General features: G+C 59.3%; 5 protein-coding genes. All 5 read right to left on the minus strand.

The features are described 5' to 3' along the window. Nucleotides 1–118: 118 nt before the first annotated feature. The 5 genes from LT40_RS04710 to LT40_RS04730 all read right to left on the minus strand — a co-directional run bounded on the left by LT40_RS04710 (nt 119) and on the right by LT40_RS04730 (nt 20,339). Nucleotides 119–4,951, minus strand: coding sequence for a Tc toxin subunit A-related protein (locus LT40_RS04710; protein ID WP_043187102.1), 4,833 nt, complete (start codon nt 4,949–4,951; stop codon nt 119–121). A 99-nt stretch (nt 4,952–5,050) separates the two neighbouring features. After that, complete coding sequence (locus LT40_RS04715; protein WP_043187104.1) at nt 5,051–8,581, minus strand: Tc toxin subunit A; 3,531 nt, start codon at nt 8,579–8,581, stop codon at nt 5,051–5,053. Between the two features lie 168 nt (nt 8,582–8,749). Further along, a complete protein-coding gene (locus LT40_RS04720; RefSeq protein ID WP_043187106.1) occupies nt 8,750–13,513 on the minus strand; it encodes a Tc toxin subunit A-related protein in 4,764 nt (1,587 codons plus the stop codon). 165 nt (nt 13,514–13,678) lie between these two features. Next, on the minus strand, nt 13,679–17,215 hold the full coding sequence (locus LT40_RS04725) for a Tc toxin subunit A (protein WP_158497436.1): 3,537 nt from the start codon (nt 17,213–17,215) through the stop codon (nt 13,679–13,681). A 190-nt stretch (nt 17,216–17,405) separates the two neighbouring features. Next, nucleotides 17,406–20,339 (minus strand): RHS repeat protein, encoded by a 2,934-nt coding sequence (locus tag LT40_RS04730; protein WP_052393244.1) that lies wholly within the window; start codon nt 20,337–20,339, stop codon nt 17,406–17,408. Between the last annotated feature and the right edge of the window lie 58 nt (nt 20,340–20,397).

The raw sequence follows: 20,397 nt of genomic DNA on the forward strand, positions 1-20,397 counted from the left end.
CAGAATCGAAGTGTCGGTCGCGCCTGCGGCCTTTCGCTATCCATAGAAGTGATGGGTAGGCAGGCGCGACCTTGTGTGCTGTGGGAGCGGGTTCTACCCGCGAATGGGCCGGGCCTGTTTACGCAGACTTGGCCGTATAGCTGACGCGTACGATCACATCGCTCAACGACGCCAGCAGCTCGGGCGTGGAACGGGTGAAGCGCAGGTTCCAGCTGGACACGGCGCCCGTGCCTTCGAACGGCAGGTAACGCTCGTCGTCGAAGTTGAGGGTGAACATGCCGTCGTCATCCATACCGCTGGAGATCGCGATCTGCTGGCTGGCGCGCATGTTTTCCCAGACGTTGCTGCCCACGGTTTCGCCCATTTCCACCTTGCTGTAGGTCTGGGTGAGGATCGCGGCGAGGTCTTCGTACGGGCCCAGCACGGCGGGCAGCGTCACGCTGATGCGTTTGATGCGGCGCAGGTACTGGCCGGGGTAGTCGTTGTCGAACAGCCCCTGTTCCAGCTTGATTTCCAGACCGCCGTTCTTGCCCAGATCGGCCACCACGGTGGCCCACGGCTTGGCGTCGGTTTCCAGCAGGCGACGCACCGAGACGGTCTTGGTGATCTCCAACTGGCGCGCATTACGCTGCAGGTACGCCGCTTCCATCTTCATCAGGTTGAGCTTGAGCGACTCGCCGGCGGTAAGGCCGCGGTAGCTGTCCTTCCAGGCGCCCGGCTGAATGAAGCGGGTTTTCAGGTCGGCGATCTCGTACTGCCAGCAGGCTTCGGCCGCCAGGCACAGCGACACGGTGGTGTCGTAGGCCTGGTAGTAGAAGGTGGCGAACTGGCCGTTGAGCCACTGGTACAGCTGCGCGTTGGTGAAGCGCTTGCTAAGGAACTGATAGGTAGTGGCGGCCTGGTCCACCATCAGCTCGGTCTGGCGCAGTTGCTCGGCGGTGACCTTGGCCTGCTCGTCGTGGACGGCGAGTTGCGCATCGATCTGCTCGATCTCGCGCTTGGCCTGGTCTTCGGCGTGCATCCATTCCTGGTGGCGACGACGGTATTGTTCGGTGCGGTCAAGGGCTTCGGCGGCGCCGTGGAAGCCGGCGGCTGCGCCTTTGGCGATGGCCGTGGCAATGCCGGCGACACCTTCCAAACGCCAGCCGCCGGTGCTGGCACCGACAATGGCACCGCCGGCCATACCGGCAATCACACCGCCTACGGCGCCGACTTGGTTAGGTGGGACCTTCAAGCCTTCGCCAATGGCTTCGGAAACCGCGCCTACGCCTTCGGCCACGCGACCTTGTAGGTGCAGGGCACCGGCCGCGACTTCACCGGCGCTGACCACTTCGTCGGCCAGCCTGCCGTAGTAGGCTAAGCGTCCCTCGGCAATGGCCCGGTTGGCCAACAGTGCTTTGCGGCCCTCGGCTTCTACCTGCTGCACAAGTTGCTGAAGCACGACGCCTTGCTTGGCCATATCCCAAGCCTGCTGCTGTTGCATTTCTTGCAGCTGCGCGCCTTCTTTTCTCTCCAGCAACGACAGCAGCGTGCTGCCGAACTGGATCAGGTTGTCCACGGCGCGGGTGGCTCGCTCGTGCATGACGCGGAAGCGGTAATGCGGAATCTCCTGCGTCAGCAATCGACCGGCGGCGCCACCGGCAGCCCCCGAGCCGAATGCCGACAGCAGGGCACGCGGATCCAGCGGGGCGGCGAACAACGGTAATTGCAGCGGCTTGCCGTCCAGAGTGCGGTTGTGGCGCAGGTTTCGCAGGCGCGCTTCGGCGTTGTCCCAGTTCTGGACGAGCTCGCGATTGAGCGCGACGCGGAAATGCGGGCTGTCCAATTCAGGCACGGTGGGGTCGGTTCTGAACGGCATCAGTACAAGGGGCGGTTGCTCGAATATCACCAGCGACCGACCTTCGTTCGCTGCCGCGCTTTGCGCCACGATACGAGCTTGATCATTCAAACGTTGTTCGAAAGCGCGCAGCTTGCCGTTCACGGAGTTACGCAGTTTTTCCAAGGTGATTGGGCTCCAACCGCTGACGAGGCGCTTGTCCGGACGCGGCCCAAGCAGATCGAGGACACGCACGTACCACAACTTGGCTTCGTTCAAGGCATCCGGGGTCAACTGGCGGTAGGCAGCATCGCCGCGATCAATCAGATTCTTGATGTAGTGGTTGTAGATCGCCTTGCGGTAATGCACCGGGTTGTCGCTAGCAATGCCGTCGGGGTCGATGGGGCCGCGGGTGGATCGTTCGCGACTGATGGCATCTACCAGGGGACGTACATTCCAATAGTCTGGGCGCCCGCTGCTGTCACTGCGACGACTGGGATCGAAAATGAAGCCAAGCCAGTATTCGGCTTCGCCAAACTGCTGCTCGGCATTCAAACGATGGCTTATGAGGAAGGGCAGATGGAAGAACAGCTCCCAGAAGTAGAGACCGTTGGCGCCTTTGAAGTCCATGTATGGCTCGTCACCGGCATTACCCAGTGCAGGCTCGGGTAGATGTTGAGTGGTCCAGGACAGCAAGTTCTCCAAGGCAATACTGGCTCGCTCGATCAGATTACGCGCGAACAGAGTATTCATGCGAATAGGTTGACGGGCACGATCATTTTTGTCGTTCTGAGCAATCGAAGAGCCGGTAAAATCGATAAATTCCGCGATGCCAAGTGATGAGTTGGTATAGGTAGATATCTTTGGAGACCGTAGTGCATCACTGGCACCAACCGTACGCAGTTCGATCTTCGTCGCTCGAACGCAGTGGCCAAGGCTGTTTACTTGCGGGCCCTGCTGCTCTGTAACATAAACACCATGCATCACAGTGAATCCCGTTTCCCCACTTGGCCATGTCGTTGACCAGTCTGGGCGTAGTGTCTCAGGATTGATGGCGAAGCTGACCGTCTGCGGATTTTGTCCAGGCAGAAGTTGCGGGTGTACTGTTGAGTCAACCTTCAGATTCACCTTCGAGGACAGGGATACAGGCGTAGGTTCAAGCATCGACGAAGGGCGGGCCAGGAACAGCTGATAGCCGTTGACGGCCGACTCGTAGGTGCAGACGCCTTGTGTCCACAAGGTCGCGCTTGAGCCAGGGTAATATATGAACCTCAAAGCTATGCTTTCGCCATTCGGTACGAGCCTTAATAGGTCGCGAACCAGCGCCATATTGACGAATTTACCTACCAGACTTGCGCTGCCGCTGGAAACGTCCAAACGAACGTCGTGATCATACGAAAAATCGGAATTGGCGAGTAAAGCTCTGGACGGTGAGTTTCCCAGCGTTGCTGCTATACGAAAGGAGCCATTGGCTTTGAATTTGCCCCCGGTCGCTTTGAAGGTCGATGGGCCTGTCAGCGCCAGTCTTTCGGTAGTGTCGTCTCCAGTCGGCAGGGTTATCGAGATTTCATAATTGTCTACGCCTGTTGCTGTAATTTTCAGAACACTCGTACGGCGCTGTGGACTGAATTCCGTCTGGGTGCGTGCGGTAACCGTTAGCCGATTCGCTGCAAGGGTCACCGTTGTTCCACTTTGAAGGTCGGCTACCCGGCGTTGCCAGTTTGCATAGTTCCAACCACCGACGCCGGCAGCGTTGTCGGGGTGTGGATCGCGCGTGACAACGCTGGCTATGGAGATCTCGCCGCCAGTCACTGGAAACTGAAAACGCCCGGTATTGGATATTCCAAAAAGTCTACCGGCGCGCATGACCAGCGGACGATGCTGGCCCGAGTCGTTGGAGCTACCGTCTACCACACCACTGGTGGGAAACAGCGGCATTGGGTTGAAATTTTTGTCGATCTTGACCGTTTTAAGCACCGCGTAGGTATCAAGAGCCCCATCGGCACTCGTCCCTGCGACCTGACCGCCATACAATAGAAGCAGCATGGCCTCTGGATTAGTTGAGGTATCGACTACCGCCACTGAGTTGATCAGTAATTTTGCAGTGCCATATTCTGGATCGTCCTTATCTTTATCTGTCCACTGGCGGGTGATCTTTGCGGTGTCTACTTCAACTTCCAAATAGCACTGTGGCGCGCTCCAGCTGTCATCGTATTTCTTGTACGTCAGGTTCAAGCGCAGCCTCGAGGCTGCTTTGGGTTTGGCCAGGCTACGATGGGCGTATCTACCGTCGCTCTCAGGCGCCTCTGCTTCCAATGCTTGTGTCTGCGTGGTTTCAACGCTGTGAGTCAGTTCCGCCCATGTCACAAACAATCGTCTGTTGAAATAAACCGGCCTGATCGTGTGCTCAATCGCCGCATCTGAAATCGGCAGGTTGGCCTTTTTCCAGTCCGACCAAGCACCGGGGTTGGGGTTGTCGTGCTTGGGGCCTTCGCCGTGGGAGATGTAACTGCGCTCGGCCATATTGACCGAACGCCAGTAATAGGCACCCTCGGCGCGGGACTTGCCGATAAAATAGTAAGTGGATTCCTTGAAGTCCGTACCGGCTATGTAACCATTGATAATGGTCAGGTTGGCCACTTCTTCGAAGCTGGCCAGGTAGTTCTGCACTGCTTCCTGCGTTGTGTCCAGGCTGATCCGGTTCTGATTGATATCGTTTTCCAGCTGCTGGAAGTAACTCGACTTCTTCATGCGCAGCGAAGGGTCGATGTACAGCGACGGGTACCACGTCAGCTGCTGGTTGGCCGCCCAGATCGGGTATTGGCTACGAATGTCACGCCATTCGCCAAGCAGGTTTTCGCTGAAGCGCACGTCGTCGTACCCCGGCTCCATGCCCAGCAGGGCACCGTTGACGTACTGCTGCAGGCTGGCGATGGCGCTGGCCACCGGGCTGGTTTCCACCGCCTGGGTGACCTGAGTGTCGAGCAGCAGGTATTCGTAGAGGTCGTTCTCGGTGCGCAGTTTTTCGGTCAGGCCGAGGTCGGCCAGGGTGACGTCGTTGGGCACGACTTCGCCCAGGTAGTAAGCGACGAGGGCGTCGCGAAAGCTTTCGTTCAATGAGGCTGCAATGGTCATGGAATGGATTCCTGTGTGGTTTCAAAGGTTGTGAGGCGTCATTGCGGGCCTGTTCGCGAGCCCTCTGCCCGCGAAAAGGCCTACACCGATACCGAAGGGTTAAGCGCTCACTGCCGCCATGGCCGCCTGGCCAACCGCTTGCCAGTCGGCCTCAGGGCTGTCGGCGTTCAAGGCGCAGGCTTGCAGCAAGGTCGCGCCGTTGAGGCCGGTTTGCAGTGCAATGGCCTGGGCACGGCGCAGCCAGTCCAGGTGCGCGACGGTTTTGGCGATGCCTTGGGGCAGCGTGGCGGTCAGTGCGGCGACGTCATCGACGTTCCAGCCCAGCAGGCTGGCGGCAGCGGCGTTGCAGTGCTCGGCCTGGGTGGCCAACTGGCGTTTGCCAGGACGTTTGGAGACGGCGGTGTTGGCCAGTTCCAGGTAGCCCAGCAGGCGTTCCTCGGGTTGTCCGAGAGTGTTGAACAGGCTTTCGTAGGCTTTGAGCAGATGCAGGGTGTGCAGGGTCTGCGGCCACAGGGTGGCGGTGCCCAGCCAGGTGGGTTCAGCCAGGAACATCCGCAGGGCTCGTGCACCCAACTGGCTCCATTTGACGCCCACTGCCGCACAGGTAACGCCGTGCAATTGCTGCAGAACAGCGTCGATACGGTCTTGCACCGGTTCACCCGAAGCAGGCCAGGCTTCGTTTACGCAATCCAGAAAGGCCTGCGGGGTTACTATGGCCCAGCGAGCGGCCAGCAGTGCTTGCTCGGGCAGCAGGCCGGTGTACTCCTGCACGAAGCCCTCAACCAGGCGCTGCTGCCGGGCCAGCCTATCGGCAAGCCATTCGCTCAAGCGCAGCGTGGTGGGCTCGACGGCTTCCGGGGCAAGTGGTAGCACTGTCAGCATCCCTAGCACTGTGGCCACCAGTTGGGCGTGGTCGGTGTCCTGCACGGTGACGTCCGGAGCGATGATGAATCCGCCTGAGCTGATCAGATAGAATGCGCGCAGCTGTGCATACCAGTTGATCACTGTTCCGTCGACGGTCGTTGGCAAGCCCAGATCGTCCACCTGTTCAGGGGTAATGCGCTGGGTAAACGCATCACCGGCCAGTTGCTGCAGGCGCTCGAGCAGGGCTGCGCTCGGCTCGACGCTGCCGGTGGCGTCGAGCAGTTCGCGCAATGCGGTAACGGTCAGCTTGTTGGCTTTAAGCCAGCGAATAGCCCAGTCCACGCGCATCAGCACGTCCAGGATATCGACGCCCGGGGCGCTGGTACGCGACAGCATTTGCCCTCTGGCCACCAATTGGCGGAATTCAGATCCACCTAGCAGCTCCAGCAGCCACTGGCTGTCTTCGACGCTAAGCGCAAACATCTGCGCGATCCGAGCCTGACGATACAACGAGGAAACGAACGGAAGATCGAGTTGCGGTGCACTCACATAAGCAGAAGCATCGGCAATGATACAACTCAGTGAACCAGCGCCCGACAGCGCCAGGGCAGCGCACAGCTGTTGCACTGTCTGTTTTACGCTCATCTCGTTGGAGTCGAGATTCAACGGCGTTTCATTCAATACCAGCGGGGCATTGAACAACGTCGGCGTATTGAACACCTGATCGAACATGGGTGGCTTTCCATCGAAAGCGTAGGGATTGACCTCGCACACCAGCGCCGCAAGCTCTCGCGCTGTCAGGTCGTAGGTACGATTGAAATGACGGTAAGCTCCGATCAACCGCAGGGTATTTGCGTTGAGCAGAAGACGGATGTTATCTCCCTCGCTGCGCATGCCTGCCACGATCAAATTGTCCAGTTCGGGGAACGGTATATGGGTCAAACGCTGAAGACGGATCATGCGTTGCAGGCGGTCGAGTCTGTCAGGCGACAGATTACGGATGCGTGACGGCGCGCCGCGCTCGATACACATGCTGTTGGTATAAATGTCGTTCAATGTCGGCAGGCTGTCATCCAACCCACCCGAACCATTGACGTAGCGGGCCCCGGCGTCCATCGGCTTGGGTGCTGGGTTGGCAGGGTTTGCGCTGGTAATGATGTAGTGCAAGCGGGGGCAGTTGACCGAGACCTGCGGTGCGGTCAGCCCAACGGCCAGCGCCTGCTTGATTTCAGCAGCGCCCAGGCCGGTCTGAGCCATGAAAACGTTCAGGGCTGCTGACGACATATGTCGGTTGGAGTGTTCTGGGATGCCCAGATGAGTGAGCAGGTGCTGTTTTTGCTGTTCGCTGAGTTGACAGTCCGCTGCGTGCAAGTTTACTTCCAGTCGCTGTAATAACTGATCCTTGTGCCGTTGGCCGTAAACGTCGAAGATCAAAGCTGCAGAATAATCACCGCTCAGTTCCACACCTGGATTATCTTCAGGTTTCATGACTACAGCCAGGCATCTTGCATACGCACTGCTCCCGGTCATAGGCGCATTGATCGAACGGTCTAGCAGAGGTCTGCGCTGGAAAAAGTGGGTGTACGCCCGGACTTTCACGATTTTTTCGCCTGCGCCTCCGGTCAGCCTCACTGTGATCAATGTATCAGTGCCATCGGCCGCTACCGCACTGGTAGTGGCAGCAGGCACGCAATCAACCACTGATGGCTGCGGTTGGAGTAGCACGTAGGTCGCTTGAGTATTCCATACGATAACCTCGCTATACGAGGGCGACACCCACGGCTGGCCAGCGGCCAAGATTTCAGCTAGATCGATATCGAAACTTGGGAAGTGCACTGGCTCGAGCAATAACTTCTGGTGTGCAGGACTGATCTGACTCAGCAGACACAATGCGTCATCCGAGCCGTAGACGGCTTCAGGAAAGTCAGGCACGTCCTGGCTGACACGATAATTGATCTCCCCCAGCCTCGGCTTCTCCCCACTCAACGCCAGACTCACCTGCTGATGAGCAAACTGATAGGGGAACACGAACGGGTGTTTCTTCTCGGCCAGCAATTGGTGCACTGGCCGCACATCGCCTTTGTCCGCCTGATACTTGCCGATGCCCTGGGTCAGTACGTCGTTGACCAGGTCCAGCATGGGCCTGCTCTGGTAGGTGCTTTGCTCGTCGATCACCAGCTTGTCCAGGTCCGGGCGGCGGACTGCCAAGGGGATGCGCTTGGGTGAAGTCGAGGCACCTTCGATGCGCTGCTCGGCGAAGCGGCGCAGCGAGCCCAGGTAGGCGACCGGGCCGTCCATGGCTTCGATGGCGCCGACCTTGCAGAACTGGTCCCAGTTTTCCTTGAACAGGTTAGGGTAGCTGGGGCCAACGTCGACCAGGGCGCGCACACCGGTCTGCGGAGCGATCTGCGGCAGGCTGCGGCCCGACGAGACTTGCTCTTCGCGGTAGGAGCGGGCGATCTGGGTGGCGTAGCACAGGGCGTTGTCGTAGGCCATTTCGCCGTCCGCATCGCTCAGGCTGCGCACCTGGCGAACGAAGGCTTGCTTGGGCTGACGGATGATGTCGAACACCGAGCTGTAGCCTAGCCGGGGCATTGCGTCGGCGAAGCTGAGTTTGCCATTCAGGGTACGGGTCTGTGGCGTTTCAGGGACGAGGTTCTGGAACAGCGGGTTGGGTACATAGCTGTCGTCAGAAGGCTGGATAGTGTGCTCGTCGACGTCGTGCTCGATCGGTGCTGTGAAAACGGGTTCATCGTGAATAGACATCGTGGTTCTCTCAAAAAAAGGTCAGCAGGTGCCGGCCCGGCAAGCGCGGCCGGCACGAATCAAAGGAGGTTGGGTAGTCCCTTGCGCGGCGCCTGCTCCCACACTGATCGGCGCTATCACCAAGATCAGTGTGGGAGCGGGTTCTACCCGCGAAGAGGCCAGGCCTGTTTACGACTTGGCGGTATAGCTGACGCGTACGATCACATCGCTCAACGACGCCAGCAGCTCGGGCGTGGAACGGGTGAAGCGCAGGTTCCAGCTGGACACGGCGCCCGTGCCTTCGAACGGCAGGTAACGCTCGTCGTCGAAGTTGAGGGTGAACATGCCGTCGTCATCCATACCGCTGGAGATCGCGATCTGCTGGCTGGCGCGCATGTTTTCCCAGACGTTGCTGCCCACGGTTTCGCCCATTTCCACCTTGCTGTAGGTCTGGGTGAGGATCGCGGCGAGGTCTTCGTACGGGCCCAGCACGGCGGGCAGCGTCACGCTGATGCGTTTGATGCGGCGCAGGTACTGGCCGGGGTAGTCGTTGTCGAACAGCCCCTGTTCCAGCTTGATTTCCAGACCGCCGTTCTTGCCCAGATCGGCCACCACGGTGGCCCACGGCTTGGCGTCGGTTTCCAGCAGGCGACGCACCGAGACGGTCTTGGTGATCTCCAACTGGCGCGCATTACGCTGCAGGTACGCCGCTTCCATCTTCATCAGGTTGAGCTTGAGCGACTCGCCGGCGGTAAGGCCGCGGTAGCTGTCCTTCCAGGCGCCCGGCTGAATGAAGCGGGTTTTCAGGTCGGCGATCTCGTACTGCCAGCAGGCTTCGGCCGCCAGGCACAGCGACAGGGTGGTGTCGTAGGCCTGGTAGTAGAAGGTGGCGAACTGGCCGTTGAGCCACTGGTACAGCTGCGCGTTGGTGAAGCGCTTGCTGAGGAACTGATAGGTGGTGGCGGCTTGATCCACCATCAGCTCGGTCTGGCGCAGTTGCTCGGCGGTGACCTTGGCCTGCTCGTCGTGGACGGCGAGTTGCGCATCGATCTGCTCGATCTCGCGCTTGGCCTGGTCTTCGGCGTGCATCCATTCCTGGTGGCGGCGACGGTATTGTTCGGTGCGGTCCAGGGCTTCGGCGGCGCCGTGCAGCGAGGCTGCAAGGCCTTTAGACACAGCGGCAGCGATGCCAGGAACGCCTTCCAAACGCCAGCCGCCTGTAGTGGCGCCTACGATAGCACCGCCGGCCATGCCGGCAATCACACCGCCCACTGCACCGACCTGATTAGGCGGCACTTTCAAGCCTTCGCCAAGGGCTTCGGATACGGCACCGACGCCCTCGGCTACGCGTCCTTGTAGGTGCAATGCGCCGGCGGCGGTCTCGCCCGCGCTGACTACTTCGTCAGCCAGCTTGCCGTAGTAGGCCAGACGGCCTTCGACAATAGCCCTGTTTGCCATGAGGGCTTTGCGTCCTTCGGCTTCAACTGACTGCACTAATTGCTGCAGGATGATGGCCTGCTTGCTCATATCCCAAGCTTGCTGCTGCATTTCCTGTAACTGAGCGCTGTCTTTGCGCTCAAGCAGTGATAACAACGTGCTACCGAACTGGATCAGGTTGTCCACGGCGCGGGTGGCCCGCTCGTGCATGACACGGAAGCGGTAGTGAGGAATTTCTTGACCCAATAGCCGGCCTACTGCGCCGCCAGCAGCACCGCTGCCGAAGGCCGACAACAAGGCGCGTGGGTCAAGCGGAGCGGCGAACAATGGTAGTTGCAGTGGTTTACCGTCCAAAGTGCGGTTGTTACGCAGGTTTCGCAGGCGCGCTTCGGCGGTATCCCAGTGCTGCACCAGTTCTCGGTTCAAGGCAACTCTGAAGTGCGGGTTGTCCAGTTCTTGAAGCATTGGGTCAGCGTTGAACGGCATCAGCACCAAAGGGGGCTGGTGGAAAATGATTGCTGATCGGCCACCGTTTTCCGCCTCGCTGTCAGCTTTGCGCTGAGCTTCCTCATTAAGACGATACTCAAAGGTACGCAATGTGCTGTTATGCGAATTGGACAAGGCTTGCAACGTGACGGGGTTCCAGCCGCTAAGCAGCTTCTTGTCCGGGCGCGGACCAAGCAAGTCCAAAGCGCGCACGTACCACAGCTTGGCCTCATTCAAACCATCGGGTGTCAACTGACGGTAGGCACTGTCGCCACGGTCGAGCAGGTTCTTAATGAAGTGGTTGTAAACCGCCTTGCGATAATGCACAGGGTTGTCACTGGCAATGCCGTCCGGATCGATCGGTGCCCGAGTTGATTGTTCCCGGCTGATGGCATCCACCAGCGGACGCACGTTCCAGTAATCCGGGCGGCCGGTAGTGTCCCTGCGTCGGCTCGGGTCGAAAATGAAGCTGAGCCAATAGTCCGCTTCGATAAACTGCTGTTCTGTGTTAAGACGATGGCTGATCAGGAAAGGAAGGTGAAAGAACAGTTCCCAGAAGTAAAGGCCGTTGGCGCCCTTGAAGTCCATCGGAGGTTGGTCGCCAGTTGCAGCCAAGGCGGGCTCCGGCAAATGCTGCGTTTCCCACGACAGCAGATTTTCCAGAGCGACGTTGGCGCGTTCGATGAGATTACGGGCAAATAGCGTGTTCATGCGGACCGGCCGGCGATCAGCCGTATTCTGATCATTCTTGCGGATCGAGCATCCATTGAAGTCGATAAATTCTGCTGTTCCGAGCGTCGGATTGGTACTGTAGGAAATCTTCGGCGCGACCAGCGTCGCACCGCTGCTGATTGTTTCCAGCTCTATTGTAGTGGCTTTGACGCAATGACCTTCCCCGGTATAATCATTACCGATGCGGTTCATCACGAACACGCCATGCAGCACAGTGAAATGCTTTTGAGCACCTGGCCATTCAACCCCCCAATCCGGACGTAGGCTTTCTGGATCGATATTGATTGTAATGGTTTGAGTGTGTTGGGCTGGGTAAAGAGCGCTCTGTATTTCACTGACATGCAGATTGACTTTCTGACCGATATCGACAGGCGTTGGATTACCCATCGAATTTGATCGTGCAAGAAATTGCGCAAAGCTAGAGTCGCCGTGGCTGAGGGTAGCGGAGGTGGTGAAAGTACGAGCGTCTATGAATCGCAAGATATTCATGCTGCAGGTGGCACCCACTGAACTCTTTAACTGCCGGATGAGCGCCATGTTGATTTTCTTGCCATTCAGGTTGGCGCTGCCGCTTTGCGCATTGAAGCTGATGGAGCCGCTGTCGGTATTTTGAATGAAGTTGGCCAAAGCCACCGACGGTTTTTGGATAGCTATCAGTCCAAGAAATGCGCTTTTAAATACGCCCCCGCTAGTGGTGATCGTAGAACCTGCCCTCAGCGTGGCCCATTCTGCTCCATTGTCTTCCGGCAGCTTAAGTGTAAATACATAGTTGTTTGTGCCGGTGGCCGTCAGAGTAAACTCATTGATCCGATCAAAGCTAGCAGTGATGCGGGTAGATACTTTGATTTGTTTGCGAGATTCATCGTAAGTAATGTCGCGACCGTTCTCGATCTGAGCAATGAGGGACTGACGTCCACCATGGTTCCAACCGCTGAATCCAGTGGTTTGGGAGTTTGGCGATGTCGTGACACTTGGAGTCTTAAGCCGTACCGTTGCAGAGGTGACTGGAAACTGGAATCGACCTTTGTTGGCATTTGCAAAAAGCAGCCCGGTACGCATGACCAGTGTACGGTGAGGACCGTTGTCCGTCGCGGGCACGTCGTCTACTTTGCCGCGTGTAGGAAACAAGTCGAAGCTGTTAAAGTTCTTATCGATCTTAAGCGCCCTCAGCATCTTATAAGTATCCAGGCTTCCATCCGCAGCGTTCCCTACTCGCGCATAGCCCGCGTAGACAGCAAGTAATAGCGCTTCAGGATTGGTGGAGGTGTCGGCAACAGCAATCGTGTCGACATCCACATTTCCACGGGCGTCGGTGATTGCCGAGTAATCGGTTTCGAACTCCAGGTAACACTGCGGAGCACTCCAGCTGTCGTCGTATTTCTTGTACGTAAGGTTCAGACGCAACTTTGCCGTGACTTTGGGTTTTGCCAGAGGCCGGTGTTCATATTTGTCCCCCTGGGGAGGCACCGCTTCCAGCGCATTGCTATTGTCTGCTTCAAGGCTGTCGGAAACCTCTGTCCAGACCACAAACAGACGATTGTTGAAGTACACCGGGCGAATGCTTCGTTCGAGTGCTGATTCCGAGATGGGCAAAGCGGCTCGCTTCCAATCCGACCATGCGCCCGGATTAGGGTTGTCATGCTTGGGGCCTTCACTGCCTTGAGCGATATAACTGCGTTCAGCCATATTCACCGAACGCCAGTAATACGCCCCCTCGGCACGGGATTTACCGATGAAGTAATAGTGAGACTGGGCAAAGTCGGTCCCGGCGATATAGCCATTTATGACGGTCAGGTTGGCCACTTCCTCGAAGCTGGCCAGGTAAGCCTTTACCGCGTCCTGAGTGGTATCGATGCTGATCCGGTTTTGATTTATATCGTTTTCCAGCTGCTGGAAGTAACTCGACTTCTTCATGCGCAGCGAAGGGTCGATGTACAGCGACGGGTACCATGTTAGTTGCTGGTTGGCCGCCCAGATCGGGTATTGGCTACGAATGTCGCGCCATTCCCCAATCAGATCCTCACTGAAGCGCACGTCGTCGTAACCCGGCTCCATGCCCAGCAGGGCACCGTTGACGTATTGCTGCAGGCTGGCAATAGCGCTGGCCACCGGGCTGGTTTCCACCGCTTGGGTAACCTGAGTGTCGAGCAGCAGGTATTCGTAAAGATCGTTCTCGGTGCGCAGTTTTTCAGTCAGGCCGAGGTCGGCCAAAGTGACATCGTTGGGCACGACTTCGCCCAGGTAATAGGCGACGAGGGCGTCGCGAAAGCTTTCGTTCAATGAGGCTGCAATGGTCATGGAATGGATTCCTGTGTGGTTTCGAAGGTTGTGAGGTGTCAGTGAGGGCCTGTTCGCGGGCAAAGGGCTCGCCGCCCGCCCCGCTCCCAAGAGGGTTTGATTAACACCTCGAACCCTTGTGGGAGCGGGCTTTGCCCGCGAAGAGGCCTGCACCGATACCTAGGGTTAAGCGCTTACTGCCGCCATGGCTGCCTGGCCAACCGCTTGCCAGTCGGCCTCAGGGCTGTCGGCGTTCAAGGCGCAGGCTTGCAGCAAGGTCGCGCCGTTGAGGCCGGTTTGCAGCGCGATGGCCTGGGCACGGCGCAGCCAGTCCAGATGGGCGACGGTTTTGGCGATGCCCTGGGGCAGCGTGGCCGTCAGTACGGCGACGTCATCGACGTTCCAGCCCAGCAGGCTGGCGGCAGCGGCGTTGCAGTGCTCGACCTGGGTCGCCAACTGGCGTTTGCCGGGACGTTTGGAGACGGCGGTGTTGGCCAGTTCCAGGTAGCCCAGCAGGCGTTCCTCGGGTTGTCCGAGGGTGTTGAACAGGCTTTCGTAGGCTTTGAGCAGATGCAAGGTGTGCAGGGTCTGCGGCCACAGGGTGGCGGTGCCCAGCCAGGTGGGTTCAGCCAGGAACATCCGCAGGGCTCGTGCACCCAGCTGGCTCCATTTGACGCCCAGGGCCGCACAGGTGACGCCGTGCAATTGCTGCAGAACAGCGTCGATATGGTCTTGCACCGGTTCACTGGAAGCAGGCCAGGCTTCGCCTACGCAATCCAGAAAGGCCTGCGGGGTTACTATGGCCCAGCGAGCGGCCAGCAGTGCTTGCTCGGGCAGCAGGCCGGTGTACTCCTGCATGAAGCCCTCAACCAGGCGCTGCTGGCGAGCCAGCGTATCGGCAAGCCATTCGCTCAAGCGCAGCGTGGTGGGCTCAACGGCTTCCGGGGCAAGTGGTAGCACCGTCAGCATCCCTAGCACTGTGGCCACCAGTTGGGCGTGGTCGGTGTCCTGCACGGTGACTTCCGGAGCGATGATGAATCCGCCTGAGCTGATCAGATGGAATGCGCGCAGCTGTGCATACCAGTTGATCACTGTCCCGTCGGCGGCCGCTGGCAAGCCCAGCCCGTCCACCTGTTCAGGGGTTGTGCGCTGGGTGAGCGCATCACCGGCCAGTTGCTGCAGGCGCTCGATCAGAGCAACGCTCGGTTCCGCGCTGCCGGTCGTGTCGAGCAGTTCGCGCAATGCGGCGACGGTCAGCTTGTTGGCCTTAAGCCAACGTACGACCCCATCCAGCTCCATCAGGATATCGAGTACATCGGCATCCTCACCGCCATTCTCGAGGCGCGGCGACAGCAGTCCAATAGTACAAGCGTTGATGTACGCAGCGCCGCCGAGCAGGTTCAGCAGGTACTGACATTCCGCCACGCCAATGCCGAACATTTGTGCCATGCGGGCTTGCCTATAGAAGGCCGACACGATTTTTAGCGAGCGCTTGAGCGGGCCTACGACGGCGATGACGTTGGCCGCCAGTAGGCCGAACGATTCTGCGGCAGGCGACAGATTCAGACCTGCACACAGCTGGCTGATGGTTTTCTGCGCAACACTGTCTTTGCCAGACTCGGAGAAAGCATTCCGGTCCAGATACAACGGCGTGTCGAACAACACTGGCGAGTTGAATACGCGGTCGAACAACGGCAGCTTGTCGCCTGTGGCGAATGGCGTAATGTTATCCACAAACGCTGCGAATTCCTCAACGCCGATCTCGTAATGAGCGTCGAAGTAGCGGTAGGCACCCAGGATACGCAGCGTGTTGCGGTTTGCGTGCAGCCCGGGATTGGCGTCGCCTTCGCTACGCATGGCCGAGGTTATCAAAGTATCGAGTTCGGCAAATGGGATGTTCATCCAGCGTTGCAGGCGGATCATGCGCTGCATACGATCGAAACGATCCAGTGACGTGTTGGCCAATAACGTCGTGGTGGAGCTTTCGGCTGGCTGCCACAGGGTCAGGGCGTTATCGTACAGATCGAGATTGGTACCTGGTTTGAGACGATCCTGGCCGCCGTTGCCATTGATGAACACGGCTCCATAGTTCATGGGGTTGGGCATCTTGCGAGTCGGGCTATTCCAGCCCGTTGTGTTGACAATTGGACAATTAGCGGAGAGTTTTGGGTGAGCGTGCTTTCGGCAAATCAAGCTTTGCAACTGCTCGGCGTCCAACGCCGAAGCATCGCAAAGCTGCTTCACTTCGCTAAGTGAAGAGCTGCCGAACACGCGTTGCTCAACACCTAGATGGTCACGCATATATTGCTGTTCATCGACATCGAGTTGCCGAATCAGTTTGGCATCGCCAGTGGTGCTCAGTTCGATGGTCAGTTGCCGACCTATACGCGACTGACCTTCAACGGTTGCAATGACGTTGAGTGTGAGGGCAGCGCAATAGCCTTCCGGCATATCCGAACCTGCATTGTCCTCGGCGTGATACTCGATCCTGAAGCAGAGTCCCTGAACGGTGTCGACATACCTACGGTTCAATGGCCAACTGTAGCCTACGCCTTCTTTTAAACCGACGGCGCGCAACGTGATGGGCTTGGTCTCAGAGCCATTACTCATGCGCAGCTCGATGAGGGTATTGTTTGTTTGGTGGGCGTACCCAATCATCGAGGGCTGAGCCGGGATATCGATGTGGGTCTCGTTGGTTTCCCACAAGCAGGTGTTGGACTGGATCGGGGTATACCAGGCATTGTCAGCAAGCGCGTGCCCTAGAGCAGCATAGGGAGCAGGCTGGATCAGCAATTGCTGTTGTGCAGGGCTAAGACCTGATAGCAGTGCCAGAGCATGTGTTTGATCGATGGGTTGCAGCCCCGTGTATTGCGGTCCCATTACCAAGGCATGATTGAGTTCGCCCAGCGCCGGTTTGTCACCCTTTAACGCCAGACTTACCTGCTGGTGCGCGAAGTGATACGGGAATACCAACGGATGTTTCTTCTGCGCAAGCAATTCATGCACAGGCCGCACATCGCCTTTTTCCGCCTGATATTTGCCAATGCCCTGGGTCAGTACGTCGTTGACCAGGTCCAGCATGGGCCTGCTCTGGTAGGTGCTTTGTTCGTCGATCACCAGCTTGTCCAGGTCCGGACGGCGGACTGCCAGCGGGATGCGCTTGGGTGAAGTCGAGGCGCCTTCGATGCGCTGCTCGGCGAAACGGCGCAGCGAGCCCAGGTAGGCCACCGGGCCGTCCATGGCTTCGATGGCGCCGACCTTGCAGAACTGGTCCCAGTTTTCCTTGAACAGGTTGGGGTAGCTGGGGCCAACGTCGACCAGGGCGCGCACACCGGTCTGCGGGGCGATCTGCGGCAGGCTGCGGCCCGACGAGACTTGCTCTTCGCGGTAGGAACGGGCGATCTGGGTGGCGTAGCACAGGGCGTTGTCGTAGGCCATTTCGCCGTCCGCATCGCTCAGGCTGCGCAGTTGACGAGCGAAGGCTTGCTTGGGCTGGCGAATGATGTCGAACACCGAGCTGTAGCCTAGCCGGGGCATGGCGTCGGCGAAGCTGAGCTTGCCGTCCAGGCTGCGGGTCTGCGGTGTATCAGGGACGAGGTTCTGGAACAGCGGGTTGATGATGGGTTCCGGCATGACCGCGGGAGCCTGCTCGATCGGCAGTTCAGCGTCGATCGGCTGTTCCGGATCCAGCACGAAATCGGGATGGGGTGTTTTTGTCGTCATGGTGCGCATCACTCAATGAATAAATCAGAGGTGACGTTTTAAAACCGCAGGCGGTTGCGCGGTATCCACATAACAGATGGGTAGGCAAGCCGTTCACATAGGTGTAAGGGAAGCGTTTCCCAAGCATCCATGCATCGTGATCCGAGGCCGCGCGCGCTATCGCGCGCGGCGGCTTTCAGGCTGATGGCTTCTACGGTCGAGCGTTTCTCAGGACGATTTTCGAGTTGCGGGCGACTCGGCTGTCTTGCGAAAACAGCACGGTGGCCTGCTGGGTCACCTGTTTGCTGATGAAACCCGTGGTGCGGCTCTCCACCGCCATGATCTGTGGCGTGTTCAACAGGCTCTGATGGTGAATGGCCCAGCCCTTCGAACGCTGGTCATATTGCATGAAGGCCGTGCCTTGGACGCTTTCCAGCAACGGGCCGGCGCCTGCCTGGAAGTATCCGTAGTCGCGGTATTCCATGGCGTTGGCCATGCCCAGCCCATGCTTGATGGTCGCGCTGTTGTATTGCGCGTCTTCCTTGCCACCTTCGACGTGACGCACGCGCAAGGTATCGGCCGACAACTGGTCCACGGCCAGCGTACAACCGCTGAATCCGGGTGTGAACACCAGTTGCGGCTGACCGTTGCTCGGGTGCGCGGGAATGTCGACATAGCCGCCTTGCGGCGCCCAGTAGGCATATTCCCCCGCGGCTTGGGGCTTGGTGGTGCGAGGGTCGACGGCGGTCAGTGCATTGAACCGGCGACCCTGGCTGCTCACCTGCAGCGCGCCGAACAACAGCTGACCGCCACCCTCCTTACGGTTCAGCGTGGCCGTGTCGGCCGTACTGACCAGGCCTTTCGCCGGGTTGAGCAAGTCGGTGACCAGGGGTTGCTGACCCAGGCTCGTATCGCTCAGCGCGTCGCGCAGTGGTATGGGCTTGACGTCGGATTTGATTTGCTTCTGGGCGTCGGCCGGTATCCCCGGATGTTTGGCTCCGTCACGATCCCGGGCCTTGCCTGTGCGCAACACGGGTTTGTACAGCCCGTTGGGCAGTTCATCGCCCACCGGTTGCAAGCCGTCTTCGTCCCACAGGGTCATGGGGTTGTTGCGCACCATCCTGAACAGGTTGAGCCCGTCGATGGCGCCGGCCGGGTCTGCGCTCAACCAGCGTGCAGCCCAAGGTTGGTAGTAGCGCAGGCCATAGTAATAGAGGCCGGTGGCATCACATTCTTTGCCTGAATAGCGAACCGTCTTGTAGCGCGCTTCTGCCTGGCTGCGGCTGGTCCACACCGCCGTGCCGCCATACGGGTAATACTCTTCCTGACTGATCAACTGGCCGGTGTCGTCCAGTTCCAAGCCACTGCTGCCGACTCGATCCGGGTAGCTGTAGCGCAGACCGCCATTGTCGATACCGTCCGGTTTGCCGACTTCCCAACACAAGGCTCGCACTTGGCAGTGCGCGGCTTCGTCGATACTGATCACTTGCCAGGCTTCGCGCACTGCCTCGCCCGTTGCGCTGGCATGCAGCTCCAGCCCGTCGAGATACAGGGTGCGGTGTGTCTGCACCTGAGTCGCGCCGTGTTGGCTGCCCTGTTTGACGCGCCGCTTGCCCTGCGCGTCGTAACGGTACCACTCGGTATCCGAGGCCCGGCCCTCACGGGTGACCGGGCTTACCTGGCCCAGCTCGCCGCGCGCATTCCATTGCAACCCTTGGCCTGGTGCCAATTGACGCTGATGTCCGCCGGCGTCGAACAGGTTGTGGACCAGCAGTGGATCTTCGGTCAACTGGCTGGGCACGGCCCGATTGCTTCGGGCGGCGACGGTGATGTGGCGGGTGTAATTGTTGCCACTGGCCGGTGCGCTGTGACGCACCTGTACCAGGTTGCCTGCCCGATCATGCCGATAAGTGCGCAGGTAGCGTGTGAACGCACTGTCATCCAGGGTGACCGGCACTGTCGCGGTAGGCGGTGTCGGCGTCTGTTGGCCGCGGTCGATGCGCTCGCGCCCCGTGGCACTCACCAGTTGGTAAAGGGTGTCGTAGACGAAGGTGCTGCTGGCCTCTACGCGCTGGTTGCGCCAGAAGCGCACCGCCTGGGAGGCATCGCAGCGCTCGACGAGATTGCCCACCGGATCGTGACGGTATTCAAGGTCCTGCAATACCTTGGCGCCCAGTGGATGGTTGGCCGGGCGCGCCACGCGCTGGCGTGTGAGTCGTTGGGTGTGGGCGTCGTATTCATAGTCGCTGACCACCCCGTTACCCTGCGTCTGCCGCAGTGGCCGCCCACTTTCGGAGTAGTGCACGGCAACCACGATGGGCCGTTCTGCTTGCCCGGGTACGAGCAACGCCGTGGCATGAAGCTGGCCGGCCAGATCATAGGCATAGCGTCTTTCGTGCTGCCTGGGGTCGACCTTGGCCAGGGGCGCGTCGAGGGCATCGACTCGGCAGTGCTGCCTGAACACCTCCGGCCCCAGCAAGGCCGCCCAGTCGGCTGCATTGTCACCGTGCCAGTTTGCCCGGGCCTCGTCGTCGAGTACCTGCCAGGTGTCGGCCAAGGTAGCACCGCCCAGGCTCAGGCTCAGGGTCTGTTTCAAACCGGCGGTATCGTAATGGTGGGTACACTGCCCGGCCAGATTGGCGGCCTGCTGTGACGGGCTGGCGTCAGCCCAGACCAGACGCTCGACCACGCAGGGCTGGGCATTGGCGGACTGTTCGGTGATGGTGTCCAGGTGATGGGCAGGGCAGGCGGGTCGATAGCGACGGGTATGCACGACGCCCGTCGCGGAAACGTCGATGGCCAGGCGGCCAGTGGCATCGTTGAGTACGGTGTGCACCCCTGCATCGACACTGTCGGTCTGCACAACGGCGTCGGACAGCGAATAACGGTGCCGCACGTTCGGTACAACGCTGGCATCGCGCAGCGCCAGCGTAGCCAGGCGCGGGTCGATGCTGGCGGCCAGTCGGCCACCCGGATCGAAACGATGGCAGGTGATGCGCCTGTCCTGTTCGGTTGGGGTATCAGGATGGCGATGGTAGTGGATGTCGCGCACGGTTTGCCCACGCGGATCGCGTACCGTCAGGCACGGTGTGCCGGCAAACAGAAGGACGTTCGAGTCGAGGTGGGCGAAGGTCGAAGGGGTCATGGCAGGGTTTGCTCATTGAATGGAAAGGCAGCGTTTCTATGCCTTGGACGCCCTCCTG

It is taken from the genome of Pseudomonas rhizosphaerae, assembly GCF_000761155.1.
Classification (GTDB): domain Bacteria; phylum Pseudomonadota; class Gammaproteobacteria; order Pseudomonadales; family Pseudomonadaceae; genus Aquipseudomonas; species Aquipseudomonas rhizosphaerae.

Excerpts from the sequence above, each read along its gene's own strand:
- LT40_RS04730 (WP_052393244.1), bottom strand. The coding sequence starts at position 20,339 with ATGACCCCTTCGACCTTCGCCCACCTCGACTCGAACGTCCTTCTGTTT.
- LT40_RS04715 (WP_043187104.1), bottom strand. The coding sequence starts at position 8,581 with ATGTCTATTCACGATGAACCCGTTTTCACAGCACCGATCGAGCACGAC.
- LT40_RS04710 (WP_043187102.1), bottom strand. The coding sequence starts at position 4,951 with ATGACCATTGCAGCCTCATTGAACGAAAGCTTTCGCGACGCCCTCGTC.
- LT40_RS04725 (WP_158497436.1), bottom strand. The coding sequence starts at position 17,215 with ATGACGACAAAAACACCCCATCCCGATTTCGTGCTGGATCCGGAACAG.
- LT40_RS04720 (WP_043187106.1), bottom strand. The coding sequence starts at position 13,513 with ATGACCATTGCAGCCTCATTGAACGAAAGCTTTCGCGACGCCCTCGTC.